The following is an 18,776-nucleotide window of genomic DNA, read 5'->3' as shown; positions in this document are numbered from 1 at the left end:
TCCAGCCCATGTCCAACCTCCAGGCGGGCGTGCGTCGCGTCCTCGCCGTGATTCCCGCGCGCGGTGGCTCCAAGGGCGTCCCCGCGAAGAACCTCGCGTCCGTCGGCGGCGTGCCCCTGGTGGCGCGGGCCGTGCGGGAGTGCCGGGCCACCCGCCTGGTCACCGACGTCGTGGTGTCCACCGACGACCAGGCCATCGCCGTAGCCGCCCGCGAGGCAGGCGCCGAGGTCGTGCTGCGCCCGGCCGCCATCGCCGGGGACACCGCCACCTCCGAGGCCGCCGTCCTGCACGCCATGGACACCCACGAGGCCCTGCACGGGGCGGCCGTCGACGCCGTGCTCCTGGTGCAGTGCACCAGCCCGTTCATCGCCCGCGAGGACATCGACGGCGTCGCCGCCGCGGTCGTCGAGAACGGCGCCGACACGGCCGTGACCGTCGCCCCCTTCCACGGCTTCGTCTGGCGCGACGGCGCGGCCGAGAGCACCGGCGGCGCGGACCGTGCGGACAGCGCAGGCGGCGGCTTCGGTGTCAACCACGACAAGTCGTACCGCCCGCGCCGCCAGGACCGCCCCCAGGACCTCCTGGAGACCGGCGCCGCCTACGCCATGGACGCGGCCGGCTTCCGCGAGCACGGCCACCGCTTCTTCGGCCGCACCGACCTCGTGCGCACCGACCCGGCCCGCGTGCTGGAGATCGACGACCCGCACGACCTGGCCCGCGCCCGCGCCCTCGCCCCCCTCTTCGACGCGGGCCGGTCCGGTTCGCTCCCGACCGCCGCCGACATCGACGCGGTGGTCCTCGACTTCGACGGCACCCAGACCGACGACCGGGTGCTGATCGACTCCGACGGACGGGAGTTCGTCTCCGTGCACCGCGGCGACGGCCTCGGCATCGCCGCCCTGCGCAGGAGCGGACTGAAGCTGCTGATCCTGTCCACGGAACAGAACCCTGTGGTCGCCGCCCGCGCCCGGAAGCTCAAGCTCCCGGTCCTGCACGGCATCGACCGCAAGGACCTCGCGCTCAAGCAGTGGTGCGAGGAGCAGGGCATCGCGCCGGAGCGCGTGCTCTACGTCGGAAACGACGTCAACGACCTCCCGTGCTTCGCCCTCGTGGGCTGGCCCGTGGCGGTCGCGAGCGCCCACGACGTCGTACGCGGCGCCGCACGCGCGGTCACCGCCCTCCCCGGCGGCGACGGCGCGATCCGGGAGATCGCCGGCTGGATCCTCGGACCCTCTCTCGACTCTCTCGACCCCCTCACCAAGTAAGGACCCCCATTCATGAGCACCAACTCCCGCCTCCGCCAGTTCGCTTCGCGCACGGCAGGCCCCGGTCACCCCGTCTACATCTGCGGCGAGATCGGCATCAACCACAACGGTGAGCTGGACAACGCCTTCAAGCTCATCGACGCCGCCGCCGAGGCCGGCTGTGACGCCGTGAAGTTCCAGAAGCGCACCCCGGAGATCTGCACCCCGCGCGACCAGTGGGACATCGAGCGCGACACCCCCTGGGGCCGGATGACGTACATCGACTACCGCCACCGCGTGGAGTTCGGCGAGGACGAGTACCGCCAGATCGACGACTACTGCAAGTCCAAGGACATCGCCTGGTTCGCCTCCCCGTGGGACACCGAGGCCGTCGCCTTCCTGGAGAAGTTCGACGTCCCCGCCCACAAGGTGGCCTCCGCCTCCCTCACCGACGACGAGCTGCTGCGCGCCCTGCGCTCCACGGGCCGCACGGTGATCCTCTCCACCGGCATGTCCACCCCGAAGCAGATCCGCCACGCCGTCGAGGTACTGGGCAGCGACAACATCCTGCTCTGCCACGCCACTTCGACGTACCCGGCGAAGGCGGAGGAGCTGAACCTCCGCGTCATCAACACCCTCCAGGCCGAGTACCCCAACGTCCCGATCGGCTACTCCGGCCACGAGACGGGCCTGCAGACCACCCTCGCCGCGGTCGCCCTCGGCGCCGCCTTCGTCGAGCGACACATCACCCTCGACCGCGCCATGTGGGGCTCCGACCAGGCCGCCTCCGTCGAGCCGCAGGGCCTCACCCGCCTCGTCCGCGACATCCGCACCATTGAGGCCTCCCTCGGCGACGGCGTCAAGAAGGTCTACGAGTCGGAGCTGGGCCCGATGAAGAAGCTGCGCCGCGTGTCGGGCGTCGTCGCCGAGGCGGAGATCGCCGCGGCGGCCGGCGAGCCTGTCGGCGTCTGACCCGGGAAACCCTTCCGACCACCGCTACCAGTGCCCTACGGGACGGTCGTACGACGATGAGCCCTCGCGCCGGGACACCCGGCACCACCCCCCACACCCTCGCGTTCGTCGAGAGCCCGGTACAGCTCCTGAACGTCCTGGAGTGGGCCCACTCCCAGGGACCCGGTCCCCGGGAGGAGCCCGGCGCGGGGTTCACCCTCGTCGTCCTGTCCCCGACCGACCCGATGACCCGCGGCCAGCTGCGCCGCATGGCCGAACTGGCCCGCCACGACGGCCACGAGGTCCGCTGGGAGGAGGCCCGCGGCGGCACCGCGGCCCCCTTCCGCACCATCGGCGGCCTGACCCGCGAGCTGCGCCGGGCCGACCGGATCGTCATGGGAGACCCCTTCTCCCGATACGTACAGCTGCTGCTGACCATCACCCGCGCCGACGACCTGGTCGTCGTCGACGACGGCACGGCCACCATGGAGTTCGTCGGCCAGCTCGCCCGGAGCGAACGCCTGGTGCGCTGGCACCGCAAGGGCGGCCGGCCGGGCCCCCGCGACCTGCTGTTCGCCCCGGTGTCCGGCGCGGCCCGCCGCTGCCTCACGCCGGGCCCCGACCGCCGCGTCGAGGTCTTCTCCTCCATGCCGATCGAGGACGCCCCGGCCGGCGTCTCCGTCACCGCCAACACCTTCGCCTGGACCCGAGAGCGCTTCGGCCCGCCCCGCGTGACCAAGGGCGCCGACATGGTCGGTACGTCCCTCGTCGAGACCGGCGTTGTCGACGGCGACCGCTACGTGCACGCCGTCGGCGTCCTCGCCCAGGCCCACGGCGCCACCCGCTACTTCGCCCACCGCCGCGAGAGCGCCGAGAAACTCCACCGCCTCGCCGTCGAGACGGGCCTGGAGGTCGTCCGCCCCGACCTCCCCCTCGAACTCATCGCCCGCAGAGGCCCCATCGGCAGAACCGTCCTCAGCTTCCCCTCCACGGTCGTCCACACCCTCCCCCTCGCCCTCGCCGGTACGGAGGTCCGCGTCGCGGTCTGCGACATCGACCCGGCCTGGCTCACCCGAACGGCCTCCCCCCGAGCCCAGGGCTTCCTCTCCGGCGTCACCGGAACGGCCCGAGGAGTCGACCGCCTGGCGCGGGTCACGACGGCCTGACCCGCCGGCATGCGCCGGGGAGCCCTGTCCCGGTGGCCGGCCGCCGTCTCCGCCCTGCCTACCCCGCCCCGCGCGCCAGCAGAAACGCCCGGGGCCGGGTCGCCCCGCCCTCGGGCTCCAGCACCACGCGGGCCTGGACCGCGAGGCCCGCCTCGGTGAGGTGGCCGGCGACCGATTCCGCGGTGCGCCAGTAGTAGTCGAGCGCGATCTCGTGGCCGAACCGCTGCGCGACGTGCTGCCGCTCGCCGGTCCCGGTCTGGAAGCAGAGCAGCAGATACCCGCCGGGCGCGAGGACGCGCCGGAACTCCGCGAACACCGCGGGCAGATGCCTGTCCGGCACGTGGATCACCGAGAAGAGGGCGAGCAGCCCGCCCAGCGTCCGGTCGGGCAGGTCCAGCGCCTCCATCGACCCGACGTGGAAGCGGATGCCGGGATGGGCCCGGCGGGCCAGGGCGACCATGCGGGGCGAGACGTCGACGCCGAAGACGGGCACCCCGAGCCGGTGCAGCAGCGCGGTGACGTTGCCGGGCCCGCTGCCCACGTCCGCCACCGGCCCCGCGCCCGCGGCCCGCACCAGCTCCGCGAACCCGGAGAGCAACGCCCGGTCCAGGACCCGCTCCCCGAGCCCGTCGGGGAACTCACGGGCGTACTCCTCGGCGATGGCGTCGTACGCGGCACGGGTGTCCCGGACGAAGGCCGGATCGGCGTCGGCCAGGGACGGGCTGCTGTTCGGTTCGCTCACGTGCCCGGACTCTAGTGGCGGGCCCGGCCGCTCGGCGGCCGAACCCGTGAAGCTTCGGCGTCGGTCGAAACCCGGTCCGCTCCATGGACAGTCGCGCGTGCCTCGAGTGAGCCGTGGTAACCGTGAAGAAGGAAGATGTCGCGGACGCCGGGTTGAGGGACGGGTCGGATGGCCACCACTTCGGCGGCGGCTGGAGGGATCCGTACGGCCGCCCCGGGCCCACTCCCCCAACGGTGGCGTATCAAATGGGCGACTTGACCGGGCAGACGGGCGGACTGACGGCACATCGAAGCTCCGTCGGGCGCGGCGACTTGGCGAGGTCACCTCCACAGCGGAGCTTCGTTGCGTCCGGTCGCGCGCCGTCTCGGCATCGTCACACCGCTGCGACCTGCACGCTCACGAGATCACCGCGACTTTGCAATGGTCCTGAATCGCCCTGGGCTTCGGTCGATTTCGTTCGGGCTTCGGGGAATCCAGTACCAGCCGCCCCGTGCGCGGGTGATGATGCATCGGTGGCCGCGTGAAAACGGTGGAGCGGCCCACCCGGATGGAATTGGGGGAATTCGTGACGTTCGAGCAAGAGTGGGCCGAACTGCGCGAGGCGGCCAAGCAGACAGCCATGCAGATCGACAGCATTCCCGCCGACGGCGGAGGTGGTGGTGAGTACGACCTGGTGGTCAATCGGGACGACCTCGGCGCTATCGGTAATGACGCGTATGACCTGTTGGGTCGGCTGGCGAAGGAGGGCGACATCGCCCGTTCCTCCACGTTCGACGCTGCGACGGCGCTGACCAACGGGAACTTCGTGAGCGGTTCGGCCGTGCTGAAGGTGCATGACTTCTGGCAGACCCATCTGAAGACGCTGCTGGATTCCTGTGCGCAGATCTCGAATCACCTCGATTACAGCAAGGCCCAGCACGCCAAGGACGAGGCGAAGATCGGGGGAGATCTGCAGCAGATCTCTGTACTTACGGAATACATGAAATAGGGCTCGGGGGAGCGCGCATCATGCTGAAGTACGAGGACATCATCGACGCCCCGGTGTCGAAGTTGAAGGACGCCGCCGACGACTGGTCGGAGATGGCGGGGAAGCTGGACAAGCTCGCCACCGACGCCGCCGACGGGATGAAGGCAAAGGCGGACAGCGCGTCCTGGAGGGGCGTCAACGCAGGGGTCACCAAGGCGTTCATCGGTAAGACGGCCAAGGAGTTCGCGGACGCCGCGGCGGAGGCCAAGGGCGTGAAGCAGATCCTGGAAGAGGGTTACGCGGCCATCAAGAAGGCCAGGGACGACCTGGTCGACATCCGGGACCACGAAGGGCCCGCGGCCGGTATCCACGTGGACGGCAAGGGCAAGGTCACCGCGCGGCACCCGTTGTCAGAGAGCCACACGGCGCGGCACGACCCCGACTACAGCGATCTTCTGCGGGAGGAGACGGCGAACGTCGCGTCGTGGCAGAAGAGGATCGACCTCATCGTCGACAACTGCAACGACACCGACCTCTCCCTCAAGAAGACCCTCGAGACCAACGTCACCGACCGCAAGGACTTCAGTGCTCCGACGTACACGAAGCTGGACCAGGAGGAGGCCGCCCGCGCCGCCGCTCTGGCGGCCAAGGGCCAGGACATCACGCACATCGAACTGCAGCAGCTCAACGAGCTGTTGAAGGACAACAGTTCGTCGGTGGAGTTCTCCAGGGGCTTCTACGAGAAGCTCGGCCCCGAGAAGTCACTCGCGTTCTTCGGTCAGCTTTCCACGGACACGTACGAGTACGGCAGGGTCGATTCCGAGCGCCTCAAGGACGTCCAGGAGCTCCAGAAGAACCTGGGCCTCAATCTGGCCAACGCCTCCCACGACAAGGAGTTCACCGACAAGTGGGGGCCGGAGTTCCGCAAGTTGGGCACCGAGCACATTCCGCTGGCCAAGAACGACTATGGCGGGCCGTTCGGATACCAGCTGCTCGGCGGGATTATGCGGTACGGGAACTACGACGCCAGGTTCCTCAACCCCATCGCCGAACACGTGGCGCAGCTGCACCAGAAGGACCCGTACCTGTTCGCCGGGAACAAGGTGGTGAACAGTCCGTTCAAGGACCCGTACAACCCCTCCGGCGTGAACGGTGCCGGCTATGACCCGGCCACCGCCATGCTGGAAGCGCTGGGCAACAGTCCGGAAGCGGCGAAGAAGTTCTTCGCCGACCCTCCGACCGCGTACAACAAGGACGGCACGGTCAACGAGTGTGCCACGGCAGACCTCGGCAAGAACAAGGACGGCGAGGCGATCGACAACTACCTCGACTTCTTCGGCAACGAGAAGTGGGAGTCCTTCCCCGACGTCAACTCGCTCGACGAGCAGGAGGGCAAGGCGTCGCTCGACCAGATGCCCGACGCCCTCGGTCACGCCCTGGAGGCAGCGACCCTCGGCTACCCGGCCGGGCACCCGGACGGCGGCGTGGTGCGCGACGCGGAAAACGCCGCGGTCATGCAGCAGGTCATGGAGAAGTACGGTGCGGACCCGGGTCTGCTCAAGAAGCACCAGGAGGCGATGGCCGACAGTCTGGGCGTCATGGGCGCCGGCTATATCGACGACATCAACTGGGCGCTGGAAAAGAACCACCCAGGCAGCGTGTTCGCGCCGGGCTCGAACCCGGACGGACACCTCGATTTCGCGGACACCGTGGACGGGAACGGGCGGAGCGTCGCCCGGAGCTTTCTCAGCACCCTTGGTCAGCACCCGGACGCCTACGCGACGCTCTCGACCGCGGAGCAGGTCTACACCCGCAGCGTGCTGGAAGGGACGGTGGGCCCGGACGGAAAGATCGACGAGGGCGGGGCCAGGGCGACCGTGCGCGTGGGTGCCGAGGTGCAGGGCATGCTCGACCAGTCCCGGGCCGACCAGGTGGAGGCGACGAACCTCAAGACCCACGAGGACTACGAGAAGGCGGTCGCCAAGCGGGCGGGATGGGTCGAGTTCGGGGCCACGGCGGGCATCGCGGCGGGCGTCGCCTTCCTGCCCGCGACCGCGGCGGTGGGCACGGCTGCGGTACTCATTCCGCTGGCGACCGATACGGCCAGTGGCGTTGCCGAACAGGTCATCGGCCAGGTGGTCGGCGACATCTCCGGCAGCTCGGTGGATGAGCACAAGGAGAAGGTGGAGGAGCTCACCGACGAGGAGAGAATGGCGATCTTCTCCGCCGGTGAGGCCCTGGCCGAGGCACCGATGGAGGAGTTTCTGGGGCGGCACGTCCCGGATCCCGCGAACAGCACGTTCGCGCAGGACCTTCGTGAATCGATGCTGATCGGCTACGGGACCGGCAACGACCGGGAGAACCAGCAGGGCAACCGCCCGGAGACCGGCTGAGGCCGGCGGCCGAGGATACGTAAGGATGCGGATAGTGATCAATCGTAGGCCGGTGCGCGTTGGACTTCTTGCCGCGGCCGTGGCCGGCTTGTTGTGTCTCGGGGCCACCGGTTGTGGTGGAAACGGAGACGAGGAGGCGGCCGACAAGTCGCTGGCGGGGACGCAACTGTGCGGTGGCGACGCCGTGTCCGCCCAGGCGTCCAAGGCACTGACGGTGATCACGGGGTCGTCGCGGTTCGGGACGACGGCGGAGAAGTCCACCGTCGCGCGGGCCGCGACGGACCTCGTCGAGGCGTTTCCGGCCGCTACCGGGGGGCGCGACGACGTCTGCCGCATCTACACGGCCGACGGTACGCCGGATTTCGCGGTCCGAGTCACCTGGGGGCTGAATGACGGCCCCCCGACGGGGACTCCGGCCCCGGATTTCACCGTGCTGGACATGGGGGAGCGCACCCTGGCGGCGGCGAACAGGGCGTACGTCCAGTTCGCCTGCAGAAGCGACAAGTTGGCCGGCTCGTCGACAGCGGCTCACATCGCCATCGGTGTGGAGCACTGGGGCATGCCGACGGAGCCCGAGGGCAACGTCGAGGCGTTGAAGGACGCCTACGCGACCGTGGCCCACGCCTTCTCGCTCGCCATGGCCGAGGAACTGCGCTGTGAGAAGAACGGCGGGCTCCCCGCGCGGCCCGTACTGGATCCCGCGTAGCCCCTGACGTACGCGGAAACGAGCACGATCAGGGGGCCCGCAGGAGGTCGTCCGCGTGGGCGTCGGAGGCGCGGAGACGTGGACGCACCCGGGCGTCGGCCAGGGTCGGCGTCGGCCAGCTGGCGTCGGCCAGGGTCGGCGTCGGCCGGGGTCGAGCGGGCGTGCGGTTCGTCACCGACGTGGCCGGACTCCGGCGGCCCGCCCGGTGGGCCACGGGCGAACGCGTGAGAGCGCCGAGCGCCCCGGTCCGCTCCATGGACAGTCGCGCGTGCCTCGAGTGAGCCGTGGTAACCGTGAAGGAGGAAGATTGAGGGACGGGCCGGCAAGCCATGATCGGCTCGGCCCGAAAAGAGCCGAGTTTACCCAGCCCGAACGCCAGCCATGCGCCGCGCGGCCAACTTTTCTTCCCCTAACAGGTTGAAGTTTTGTTGATCGTGGGTCAGCCGACCACCCCGGCGTCCTACCCTTCAAAGGGTGAAGCAACTGATGTCCCGAGAGTCCGAGGCCGATCCTTCAGGGGAAGCCGTGCTCCCCGGCACTTTGCCGGAGGCCCTGCGCGCCGAGCTCGTCGCCTTCCGCCGCGACATGCACATGCACCCCGAGCTGGGCAACCAGGAGTTCCGTACGACGGCGGCGATCAAGGAGCGCTTGGAGAAGGCGGGCCTCAAGCCCCGCGTACTCGCCGGCGGCACCGGGCTCATCTGTGACATCGGCGACTGGAGCGACGGCACACCCGTTCTCGCCATGCGCGCGGACATCGACGCGCTGCCCATCCCGGACACCAAGGCGGACTGCGCCTACCGCTCCACCGTTCCCGACCGCGCCCACGCCTGCGGTCACGACGTGCACACCGCCGTCGTCCTCGGTGCCGGTCTCGTCCTCGCCGACCTGCACCGCGAGGGCCGGCTCCCGCGTCCGGTGCGGCTGATCTTCCAGCCCGCCGAGGAGGTGCTGCCCGGCGGCGCCGCCGACGCCATCGAGGACGGTGCCCTGGAGGGCGTCGGCCGGATCATCGCCGTGCACTGCGACCCGCGCGTGGACGCCGGTCTGATCGGTCTGCGCGAGGGTGCCATCACCTCTGCCTGCGACCGCCTGGAGATCTCCCTGGGCGGGCCCGGCGGCCACACCGCCCGCCCGCACCTGACCACCGACCTGGTCACCGCCGCCGCCCGCGTCGTCGTCGACGTGCCGGCGCTGGTCGGCCGGCGCGTCGACACGCGGGCCGGCCTCGCCGTGACCTGGGGCAGGATCGACTGCGGTCACGCGCCGAACGTGATCCCGCAGCATGCCGAGCTGTCCGGCACCGTGCGCTGCCTCGACATCGAGGCCTGGCGGCAGGCGCCCGACCTCGTCGTCGCCGCGATCGACGAGGTCGCCAACCTGCACCGCGCCAAGTCCGAGATCAACTACGTCCGAGGCGTCCCCCCGGTCGTCAACGACACCGACGTCACCGGCCTGCTCCGGGACGCCATGGTCGCCCGGCGCGGCGAGGAGGCGGTGGAGAGCACCGAGCAGAGCCTCGGCGGCGAGGACTTCTCCTGGTACCTGGAGCGGGTGCCGGGCGCCATGGCCCGCCTCGGCGTCCGCACGCCGGGCGAGCGCACGGTCCGCGATCTGCACCAGGGCGACTTCGACGCCGACGAGCACGCCATCACCGTAGGGGTGGAGCTGTTCACGGCCGCCGCGCTGCTGGACGCGACGACGCGCATGGTGTGAGCGCGGGACGCCGTTGAAGGTCCGAACGAAGGGGTGCCCGAAAGGCGCCCCTTCGTCCACTTGTGTCACCGGGGTGTAACCCGTGGGACCCGGTTGTAACCCGGCGGCGGCACGAATCGATAACGGCCACGAGGAACCCCGTTCCCCTCCCCGTCTACGCGCGTTACTGTGCGCCGAAATCGCCCCTTGGAACGGCCCGTTGGGGGAGCCGTGCAGGAGGCGCCACATTGGGGAACGCGGGCCGGTGACGGCGCCGTGGGGATGAAGGGTGCTTGCTGTGCGTCTCATATCTCGAAGGACCGGGTTCATCCGGGCAGCGGCGTCCGTCGCGGTCGTGGCCCTCGCGGCGGCCGGCTGCGGCGAGTCCAGCACCAGCTCCAAGCCCAGCGAGAAGGAGTCCGGCAAGGAGTCCGCCACGTACTCCGGCAAGGGCATCGGCCTGGCGTACGACATCGGCGGCAAGGGCGACCAGTCCTTCAACGACGCCGCGTACGCCGGTTTCGAGAAGGCCGACAAGGAGTTCGGGATCGGTGGCCGCGACGTCGAGCCGCAGGACGGCGAGTCGGACGCGGACAAGGTCCAGCGCCTGACCCAGCTCGCCCAGTCGGGCTACAACCCGGTGATCGGCGTCGGCTACATCTACGCGCCGGCCGTCAAGGAGGTCGCCGCGAAGTTCCCGGACACCACGTTCGGCATCATCGACGACGAGCAGGTGGTGGCGAAGAACGTCGCCGACATGGTCTTCCACGAGGAGCAGGCCTCCTACCTGGCCGGCGTCGCCGCGGCGAAGGCGTCGAAGAAGGCGCACATCGGCTTCATCGGCGGCGTGGACATTCCGCTCATCCACAAGTTCGAGGCCGGCTACATCCAGGGCGCCAAGTCGGTCAACCCGGCCATCAAGATCGAGTCGCAGTACCTCACCGAGACGCCCCAGGAGGGCGGCTTCTCCAGCCCCGACAAGGGCAAGGCGGGGGCGAGCGGCCAGATCGAGGCTGGCGCGGACGTCATCTACCACGCGGCCGGTCTCTCCGGCCAGGGTGTGATCTCCGAGGCTGCAGGCAAGAAGGTGTGGGCCATCGGCGTCGACTCCGACCAGTACTCCCAGACCTCGCTGGCCGCGTACAAGGACTACGTCCTCGGCTCGGCCCTGAAGAACGTCGGCGGCGCGGTCTACGACCTGGCCAAGTCCGTGTACGAGGGCAAGCCGCTGTCCGGCGTGGTCCGCGGCAGCCTCTCCAACGACGGCGTCGGCTTCGCCGACACCAACCCGAAGTACAAGGCCATGACGGACGTCGTCGCCGCCGTGGACAAGGCCAAGAAGGACATCGTCGACGGCAAGATCACCGTCAACGCGAAGTAGCCCACTCGCCGGGTCCTCGCTCTCCTGGAACGCCGGAGGGGCTGAATCTCAGCCCCTCCGGCGTTTTGCTGAGCGGGCTTGGCGATGCGGAACCCCGGCCGAGACGATGCGGAGCCCCAGCCGGGACGAGACGCAGCGGCGGTGGCGGGGGCGGTGGCCGTACCGGCTCAGCCCCCCGCCTACGTCCATTAAGGGTGTCCTCGCAGACCAGCGGCCCCCTCCTCCCGCACGCCGCGCTCCCGCCTCCGTAGGCTGGAGCGCAAACTGTGGCCACAGCTCGATAACGGACCGGACAGAAGGGTTTTTCCGTCTGGTCTACGCGCGTTACGCTGCGGCGGAACCAGCGCCTGGTATGGGCGCTTGCACAAAGGAGTCTCGTTCCATGCGCCGGGTGTCCCGTATCGCGGTTGCTGGTGTTGCTACCGCAGCCTTCGCAGTCAGCGTTTCCGCTTGCGGAAGCTCCTCCACGTCGTCCTCCTCCGGTGACGACAAGAACCTGGGCCTCGCCCTCGCGTACGACGTCGGCGGCAAGGGCGACCAGTCCTTCAACGACGCCGCCACCGCCGGCCTGGAGAAGGCCGACAAGGAGTTCGGCTACAAGTCGACCGCCGTCGAGCCGCAGGACGGCGAGTCCGACGCCGACAAGGTCCAGCGTCTGGAGAGCCTCGCCAAGCAGGGCTACAACCCGGTCATCGGCGTCGGCTTCGCCTACGCGCCCGCCGTCAAGGAGGCCGCGGCCAAGTACCCGAAGACCACCTTCGGCATCGTCGACGACGAGCAGACCAAGGCCGACAACGTGGCCGACCTCGTCTTCTCCGAGGAGCAGGCCTCCTACCTGGCGGGCGTCGCCGCGGCCAAGGCGACCAAGTCCAACGTGGTCGGCTTCGTCGGCGGTGTGGACGTTCCCCTGATCCACAAGTTCGAGGCCGGCTACAAGCAGGGCGTCGAGGACACCAAGAAGGGGGTCACGGTCAAGTCGCAGTACCTGACCGAGACCGCCGCCGAGGGCGGCTTCTCCAGCCCGGACAAGGGTGAGAGCGCCGCCGAGGGTCAGATCGACGCCGGTGCCGACGTGGTCTACGCCGCTGCCGGCCTCTCCGGCCAGGGCGTCATCAAGGCCGCCAACGCCAACAAGGTGTGGGCGATCGGCGTCGACTCCGACCAGTACAAGCAGGACGCGCTGAAGACGTACAAGGACTCGATCCTCACGTCCGCGATGAAGAACGTCGAGGGCGCCGTCTACACGCTGGCGAAGTCGGTGGAGGACGGCAAGCCCGCCACCGGTGTGGTCCGTGGTGACCTCGCCAACGGCGGCGTGAGCCTGTCGAACTCCAACCCGGTCTTCGCCGGCAACAAGGAGATCCAGGACGCCGTCAAGAAGGCCGAGGAAGGCATCAAGAGCGGCACCATCAAGGTGAAGACCTCCTGACGACCGAGTCGGCGGCCTGCCGAGAGCGTCGAGACTGTCGAGACGTGTCGAGACCTGTCGAAGGCATGGCCAAAGAAGCGCTGTAATGACAGCGTTACGACCTCGGAACGGGGTGCGGGGACGATGACTCCCCGCGCCCCGTTCGCGCGGCAGAATGCTCGGAACGGATCGAGACTGATCGAGAGGTCGGTCAAGATCGATCAGGTCCGGGCACTATTTAAAGCAGGGGCGCTACGCGCGTAGAGCGGCCCCTTTCCCGAGGAGAGTGCGCCATCGACGCGTCCAGCAGCCCTCCGCTCACCGCCCCCTCGACAGTCGCGGTAGAGCTCGCGGGCATCACCAAGCGATTTCCCGGTGTCGTCGCCAACCACGACATCCACCTGAGCGTCCGCAAGGGCACCGTGCACGCCCTCGTCGGCGAGAACGGCGCCGGCAAGTCGACCCTGATGAAGATCCTCTACGGCATGCAGAAGCCGGACGAGGGCACCATCACGGTCGACGGCGAGCAGGTGAGCTTCTCCAGCCCCGCCGACGCCATCACGCGCGGCATCGGCATGGTCCACCAGCACTTCATGCTCGCGGACAACCTGACCGTCCTGGAGAACGTGGTGCTCGGCAGCGAGAAGCTGCACGGCATCGGCGCCGGCGCCCGCAGGAAGATCAAGGAGATCTCCGACCGCTACGGCCTCGGCGTACGCCCCGACGCCCTGGTCGAGGACCTCGGCGTCGCCGACCGCCAGCGCGTGGAGATCCTCAAGGTCCTCTTCCGCGGCGCCCGCACCCTGATCCTCGACGAGCCGACCGCGGTCCTGGTCCCGCAGGAGGTCGCCGCGCTCTTCGCCAACCTGCGCGAGCTGAAGTCCGAGGGCCTCTCCGTCATCTTCATCTCCCACAAGCTGGGCGAGGTCCTGTCGGTCGCCGACGAGATCACCGTCATCCGGCGCGGTACGACGGTCGGCACGGCCGTCCCCGCCGAGACGACCCCCCGCCAGCTCGCCGAGATGATGGTCGGCAGCGAACTGCCCACCCCGGAGACCGCCGAGTCGACGGTCACCGACCAGCCCGTCATCACCGTCGAGAACCTCACGGTCCACGCGAGCGGCGGCGCCTCCCTGGGCCCGGAGGCCGAGCCCGTGGGCCCCGGCTCCCTGGTCGAGGCGGCCGGCGAGGTCAAGAAGGTCCTCGACGGCGTCACCTTCACCATCCACGCCGGTGAGGTCATGGGCATCGCCGGCGTCGAGGGCAACGGCCAGACCGAGCTGATCGACGCGCTGATCGGCACCAAGAACGCCGACTCCGGCACCATCGCCTTCCTCGGCGAGGACATCACCCCCTGGCCGACCCGCAAGCGCCGCGAGTCCGGCGTCGGTTACATCCCCGAGGACCGCCACCGCCAGGGCCTGCTCCTGGAGGCCCCCCTCTGGGAGAACCGGATCCTCGGCCACGTCACCGAGGCCCCCAACGCCAAGGGCTTCTGGCTGAACCCCAAGGGCGCGCAGGACGACACCCGCCGGATCGTCGAGGAGTACGACGTCCGCACCCCCGGCATCGACGTCACGGCCGCCTCCCTCTCCGGCGGCAACCAGCAGAAGCTGATCGTCGGCCGCGAGATGAGCCACAACCCCAAGTTCCTGATCGCCGCCCACCCCACCCGCGGTGTCGACGTCGGCGCGCAGGCCCAGATCTGGGACCGCATCCGCGAGGCCCGCCGCGAGGGCCTGGCGGTGCTGCTGATCTCCGCCGACCTGGACGAGCTGATCGGCCTGTCGGACACCCTCCGGGTCATCTACGACGGCAGGCTGGTCGCCGACGCCGACCCGGCGACCGTCACCCCCGAGGAACTCGGCTCGGCCATGACCGGCGCCGCGTCCGGGCACCTCGAGCACGTCGAAGAAGAAGCCGCCCCGGAGGACGAGGCCCGATGAAGAAGTTCGACAAGGAGCGCCTGCTCCTCGCGGTGGCCGGCCCGGTCATCGCGCTGGTCTCGGCGATCCTGCTGACGTCGATCGTGCTGATCGCCTCCGGCAAGAACCCGTTCGAGCCGTACCGGCTGATGCTGGAGCAGGCCGGGTTCGCCGACGTCCAGGTCCTGATCGTCAACCAGGCCTCGCTGTACTACATCGCCGCCCTCGCGGTCGCCCTCGGCTTCCGCATGAACCTGTTCAACATCGGCGTCGACGGCCAGTACCGCCTCGGCGCCATGATGACCGCCGTGGTCGGCGCGCACGTGTCGCTGCCGTCCTTCCTCCAGGTCCCGCTGCTCCTCCTGGTCGGCGCGCTCACCGGCGCCATGTGGGCGGGCATCGCGGGCATCCTCAAGGTCACCCGCGGCGTCAGCGAGGTCGTCGCGACGATCATGCTCAACGCGATCGCCACCAGCCTCATCGGCTACCTCACCCTCCGCGAGAACTTCGGCGTCCTGCTCGGCGACAACGTCACCACCGGCGTCATGAAGGAGTCGGGCTGGGTGCCCGGCATCGACCTGGGCCAGGACGTCGGCGAGATCTACGGCCTGGTCTTCCTCGCCGTCGCGCTCGGCATCGGCTACTGGATCATCCTCAACCGCACCCGCTTCGGCTTCGACCTGCGCGCCACCGGCGAGTCCGAGACCGCCGCCGCGGCCTCCGGCGTCAACGCCAAGCGCATGGTGCTCACCGCGATGCTGATCTCCGGCGGAGTCGCCGGCATCTCCGGCCTGCCGCTGCTGCTCGGCGACGCCCACACCTACAGCCTCAGCTTCCCGGCGGGCCTCGGCTTCACCGCCATCGGCATCGCCCTCCTCGGCCGCAACAACCCCGGCGGCATCGCGCTGGCCGCCCTCCTGTGGGCCTTCCTCGACAAGACGTCCCCCGCCCTCGACTACGCCAGCCCGGTGGCGTACGAGAAGGAGATCGCCACGATCATGCAGGGCCTGATCGTCTTCGCGGTCGTCATCTCCTACGAGGCCGTACGCCAGTGGGGTCTGCGCCGCCAGCAGAAGCTGGTCGGCGCCGAGCTGGCCGCCGCCGCCAACAACAACGCCAACAAGGAGGTGGCGGCCTGATGTCCACCGCGACCATCGCCAAGCCGCAGGCGAAGCAGCCCGGCAAGCGCCGCCGCATGTCCCTCCCGGTACTCCTGCTGATCATCGCGGGCGTGCTGGTCCTCACCTCGATCGTCCGCCTGATCTCCGGCGCGGACGGCATCACCTCGACCGGCCAGATGTCCACCGCGCTGCGCCTGGCCGTGCCGATCGGCCTCGCAGGCCTCGGCGGTCTGTGGGCCGAGCGCGCGGGCGTCGTCAACATCGGCCTCGAAGGCATGATGATCCTCGGCACCTGGTTCGGCGCCTGGGCCGGCTACCAGTGGGGCCCGTGGACCGGTGTCGCCTTCGGCATCATCGGCGGCGCGCTCGGCGGCATCCTGCACGCCATCGCCACCGTGACGTTCAAGGTCAACCACATCGTCTCCGGTGTGGCGCTGAACATCCTGGCCCTGGGCACCACCCGCTACCTGTCGAAGTTCACCTTCGAGGACGCCCCGCAGGGCTCCTCCAAGCAGTCCCCGCCGATCGAGTCGCTGGGCACCTTCGACATCCCCGGACTGTCGAGCTGGCTGGAGACCCTGAACGGCAAGCACTGGTTCCTGGTCTCCGACATCGCCGGCCTGGTCGGCGGTCTGGTCACCAACCTCTCCCCGCTCACCGTCGTCGCCGTCGCCCTCGTCCCCGCCACCTGGTGGGTGCTGTGGCGGACCTCCTTCGGCCTGCGGCTGCGCTCCTGCGGCGAGAACCCGGTGGCCGCCGAGTCCCTCGGCGTCAACGTCTACAAGTACAAGTACATCGCCGTGATCGTCTCGGGCGGCTTCGCCGGCCTCGGCGGCGCCTTCCTGTCGATCGTCGCCTCGAACGTGTACCTCGACGGCCAGACCGCCGGCCGCGGCTACATCGGCCTCGCCGCGATGATCTTCGGCAACTGGATGCCGGGCGGCCTCGCCCTCGGCGCGGGGCTGTTCGGCTACACCGACAGCCTCAACCTGCGCGGCGGCACCACCAACGTGCACGCCCTCATCCTGCTGCTGGCGATTCTGCTGGTCTTCGGCGCGGCCTACCTGGCCTGGCAGAAGAAGTACGTCTCCGCCGTCGTCACCCTGGTGATCTCGGCCCTGATGTTCCTCTGGTACACCAGCGTGGACGAGGTCCCGCGCCAGGTCGTCTCCGCGGCCCCGTACCTCGTGACCCTGCTGGTGCTGTCGCTCTCCGCGCAACGCCTGCGCATGCCGAAGGCCGACGGGCTGCCCTACTACAAGGGACAGGGCAAGTGACCCCGGCCGCCGCCACCGTCGACTGGGACGCCCTGCGCGAGCTGGCCCGCGAGGCCATGCGCCACGCGTACGCCCCGTACTCGGGCTACCCGGTCGGTGTGGCGGCCCTGGTCGACGACGGCCGTACCGTCTCCGGCTGCAACGTCGAGAACGCCTCGTACGGCATCGGCCTGTGCGCCGAGTGCGGTCTGGTCTCGGAGCTGCAGCGCACCGGCGGCGGCCGGCTCACCCACTTCACCTGCGTGGACGGCCGCGGCGACATCCTCGTCCCGTGCGGCCGCTGCCGTCAGCTGCTGTACGAGTTCGGCGGCCCGGACCTGCTGCTGGAGACGCCGGCCGGGATCCTCCCGCTCGCCGAGATGCTCCCGCAGGCCTTCGGCCCGGACCACCTCACCAAGTGACTCCCGTGCGGCCCCTCCGACTCGCGTGAACCGGGCGGAGGGGCCGCGCACTTTCTTGAAAGGCACGGCCATGGACGTCATCTCCGTCATCCGCACCAAGCGGGACCGCGGTGAACTCAGCGACGAACAGATCGACTGGGTCATCGACGCGTACACCCGTGGCGAGGTCGCCGACGAGCAGATGTCCTCGCTCGCCATGGCGATCCTGCTCAACGGCATGAACCGGCGTGAGATCGCCCGCTGGACGGCCGCGATGATCGCCTCCGGCGAGCGCATGGACTTCTCGTCGCTGTCCCGCCCGACCGCCGACAAGCACTCCACCGGCGGCGTCGGCGACAAGATCACCCTTCCGCTGGCGCCCCTGGTGGCGGCCTGCGGCGCGGCGGTCCCGCAGCTCTCGGGCCGCGGTCTCGGCCACACCGGCGGCACCCTGGACAAGCTGGAGTCGATCTCCGGCTGGCGCGCGCTGCTGTCCAACGAGGAGATGCTGCACGTCCTCGACACCACCGGCGCCGTGATCTGCGCGGCGGGCGACGGCCTGGCCCCCGCCGACAAGAAGCTCTACGCCCTGCGCGACGTCACCGGCACGGTCGAGGCGATCCCGCTCATCGCCTCCTCGATCATGTCGAAGAAGATCGCCGAGGGAACGGGCTCCCTGGTCCTGGACGTGAAGGTCGGCACCGGCGCCTTCATGAAGACCATCGAGGACGCGCGCGAGCTGGCCTCCACGATGGTGGGCCTCGGCACCGACCACGGTGTGAAGACGGTCGCCCTCCTCACCGACATGTCCACCCCCCTCGGCCTCACCGCGGGCAACGCCCTGGAGGTCCGCGAGTCGGTCGAGGTCCTCGCCGGCGGCGGCCCGGCCGACGTCGTCGAACTGACCCTCGCCCTGGCCCGCGAAATGCTGGACGCGGCCGGACTGAAGGACGCCGACCCGGCGAAGGCCCTCGCCGACGGCTCCGCGATGGACGCCTGGCGCCGCATGATCACCGCCCAGGGCGGCGACCCGGACGCCCCCCTCCCCACCGCGCGCGAACAGCACGTCATCAAGGCCCCGGCCACCGGCGTCCTCACCCGCCTCGACGCCTACGGCATCGGAGTCGCCGCCTGGCGCCTGGGCGCCGGCCGTGCCCGCAAGGAGGACCCGGTCCAGGCGGGAGCCGGCATCGAACTCCACGCCAAGCCCGGCGACACGATCACCGAGGGCCAGCCCCTCCTGACCCTCCACACCGACACCCCGGAGCGTTTCGCCTACGCCCTGGAATCGGTGGAGGGTTCGTACGACATCGGGGCGCCGGGCACGAGGTACGAGGCGTCCCCGGTGGTACGGGAGCGAATCGCGCTTTAAGCCCGTCCGGCGTATGAGGACGCAGGGGTCTGGGGGCGCAGCCCCCAG

At 69.9% G+C, this 18,776-nt stretch carries 15 protein-coding genes; 14 read left to right on the top strand and 1 reads right to left on the bottom strand.

What is annotated here, in order from left to right:
* The first annotated feature begins 8 nt into the window (after window positions 1–8).
* From BZL64_RS11835 to BZL64_RS11825, 3 genes are read left to right on the top strand one after another with little or no spacing between them, the layout of a single operon-like run.
* A complete protein-coding gene (locus BZL64_RS11835; RefSeq protein ID WP_086768836.1) occupies window positions 9–1,265 on the top strand; it encodes an N-acylneuraminate cytidylyltransferase in 1,257 nt (418 codons plus the stop codon).
* A 12-nt stretch (window positions 1,266–1,277) separates the two neighbouring features.
* Window positions 1,278–2,216, top strand: a complete 939-nt coding sequence (locus BZL64_RS11830) for an N-acetylneuraminate synthase family protein (RefSeq protein ID WP_086768834.1) — start codon at window positions 1,278–1,280, stop codon at window positions 2,214–2,216.
* 56 nt (window positions 2,217–2,272) lie between these two features.
* Window positions 2,273–3,361, top strand: a complete 1,089-nt coding sequence (locus BZL64_RS11825) for a hypothetical protein (RefSeq protein WP_086768832.1) — start codon at window positions 2,273–2,275, stop codon at window positions 3,359–3,361.
* Window positions 3,362–3,419: 58 nt separating this feature from the next.
* On the opposite strand, the gene BZL64_RS11820 is transcribed toward BZL64_RS11825, so the two are convergent.
* Entirely contained in the window at window positions 3,420–4,103 is a 684-nt protein-coding gene (locus BZL64_RS11820; protein ID WP_244205308.1) for a class I SAM-dependent DNA methyltransferase, read from the bottom strand.
* A 565-nt stretch (window positions 4,104–4,668) separates the two neighbouring features.
* Here BZL64_RS11820 and BZL64_RS11815 point away from each other — a divergent pair.
* The 11 genes from BZL64_RS11815 (at window position 4,669) to BZL64_RS11760 (ending at window position 18,728) form a co-directional block, all read left to right on the top strand.
* On the top strand, window positions 4,669–5,091 hold the full coding sequence (locus tag BZL64_RS11815; protein WP_086768851.1) for a hypothetical protein: 423 nt from the start codon (window positions 4,669–4,671) through the stop codon (window positions 5,089–5,091).
* Between the two features lie 20 nt (window positions 5,092–5,111).
* The gene (locus BZL64_RS11810; RefSeq protein WP_086768830.1) at window positions 5,112–7,463 is read left to right on the top strand and encodes a hypothetical protein; all 2,352 of its coding nucleotides are present in this window, start codon (window positions 5,112–5,114) and stop codon (window positions 7,461–7,463) included.
* Window positions 7,464–7,488: 25 nt separating this feature from the next.
* Entirely contained in the window at window positions 7,489–8,169 is a 681-nt protein-coding gene (locus tag BZL64_RS11805) for a hypothetical protein (protein WP_086768829.1), read from the top strand.
* A 486-nt stretch (window positions 8,170–8,655) separates the two neighbouring features.
* Window positions 8,656–9,885, top strand: coding sequence for a M20 family metallopeptidase (locus BZL64_RS11795; protein WP_086768825.1), 1,230 nt, complete (start codon window positions 8,656–8,658; stop codon window positions 9,883–9,885).
* Between the two features lie 286 nt (window positions 9,886–10,171).
* Window positions 10,172–11,245 carry a BMP family lipoprotein gene (locus tag BZL64_RS11790; protein ID WP_158101524.1) on the top strand — a complete coding sequence of 358 codons (1,074 nt, stop codon included), beginning with the start codon at window positions 10,172–10,174 and terminating at the stop codon, window positions 11,243–11,245.
* A gap of 382 nt (window positions 11,246–11,627) precedes the next feature.
* On the top strand, window positions 11,628–12,674 hold the full coding sequence (locus BZL64_RS11785; protein ID WP_086768821.1) for a BMP family lipoprotein: 1,047 nt from the start codon (window positions 11,628–11,630) through the stop codon (window positions 12,672–12,674).
* 272 nt (window positions 12,675–12,946) lie between these two features.
* Window positions 12,947–14,599, top strand: coding sequence for an ABC transporter ATP-binding protein (locus BZL64_RS11780; RefSeq protein ID WP_086768819.1), 1,653 nt, complete (start codon window positions 12,947–12,949; stop codon window positions 14,597–14,599).
* Complete coding sequence (locus BZL64_RS11775) at window positions 14,596–15,717, top strand: ABC transporter permease (protein WP_086768817.1); 1,122 nt, start codon at window positions 14,596–14,598, stop codon at window positions 15,715–15,717. Before BZL64_RS11780 ends, BZL64_RS11775 begins: the two co-directional genes overlap by 4 nt.
* On the top strand, window positions 15,717–16,976 hold the full coding sequence (locus BZL64_RS11770) for an ABC transporter permease (protein ID WP_086768814.1): 1,260 nt from the start codon (window positions 15,717–15,719) through the stop codon (window positions 16,974–16,976). The genes BZL64_RS11775 and BZL64_RS11770 overlap by 1 nt, the downstream gene beginning before the upstream one ends.
* Window positions 16,973–17,377 carry a cytidine deaminase gene (locus BZL64_RS11765; protein ID WP_086768813.1) on the top strand — a complete coding sequence of 135 codons (405 nt, stop codon included), beginning with the start codon at window positions 16,973–16,975 and terminating at the stop codon, window positions 17,375–17,377. Before BZL64_RS11770 ends, BZL64_RS11765 begins: the two co-directional genes overlap by 4 nt.
* A gap of 70 nt (window positions 17,378–17,447) precedes the next feature.
* Window positions 17,448–18,728: a thymidine phosphorylase gene (locus BZL64_RS11760; protein ID WP_086768811.1), complete on the top strand. Its 1,281-nt coding sequence runs from the start codon at window positions 17,448–17,450 to the stop codon at window positions 18,726–18,728.
* Window positions 18,729–18,776 lie beyond the last annotated feature (48 nt).

It is taken from the genome of Streptomyces bobili (assembly GCF_002154575.1).
Lineage (GTDB): Bacteria > Actinomycetota > Actinomycetes > Streptomycetales > Streptomycetaceae > Streptomyces > Streptomyces bobili.
This window is presented reverse-complemented; position numbering and strand designations above follow the sequence as displayed.

Bases quoted from the DNA above. Each gene is read 5' to 3' on its own strand.
- BZL64_RS11810 (WP_086768830.1), top strand. From the start codon at position 5,112: ATGCTGAAGTACGAGGACATCATCGACGCCCCGGTGTCGAAGTTGAAG.
- BZL64_RS11770 (WP_086768814.1), top strand. From the start codon at position 15,717: ATGTCCACCGCGACCATCGCCAAGCCGCAGGCGAAGCAGCCCGGCAAG.
- BZL64_RS11775 (WP_086768817.1), top strand. From the start codon at position 14,596: ATGAAGAAGTTCGACAAGGAGCGCCTGCTCCTCGCGGTGGCCGGCCCG.
- BZL64_RS11795 (WP_086768825.1), top strand. From the start codon at position 8,656: ATGTCCCGAGAGTCCGAGGCCGATCCTTCAGGGGAAGCCGTGCTCCCC.
- BZL64_RS11830 (WP_086768834.1), top strand. From the start codon at position 1,278: ATGAGCACCAACTCCCGCCTCCGCCAGTTCGCTTCGCGCACGGCAGGC.
- BZL64_RS11805 (WP_086768829.1), top strand. From the start codon at position 7,489: ATGCGGATAGTGATCAATCGTAGGCCGGTGCGCGTTGGACTTCTTGCC.
- BZL64_RS11825 (WP_086768832.1), top strand. From the start codon at position 2,273: ATGAGCCCTCGCGCCGGGACACCCGGCACCACCCCCCACACCCTCGCG.
- BZL64_RS11760 (WP_086768811.1), top strand. From the start codon at position 17,448: ATGGACGTCATCTCCGTCATCCGCACCAAGCGGGACCGCGGTGAACTC.
- BZL64_RS11785 (WP_086768821.1), top strand. From the start codon at position 11,628: ATGCGCCGGGTGTCCCGTATCGCGGTTGCTGGTGTTGCTACCGCAGCC.
- BZL64_RS11835 (WP_086768836.1), top strand. From the start codon at position 9: ATGTCCAACCTCCAGGCGGGCGTGCGTCGCGTCCTCGCCGTGATTCCC.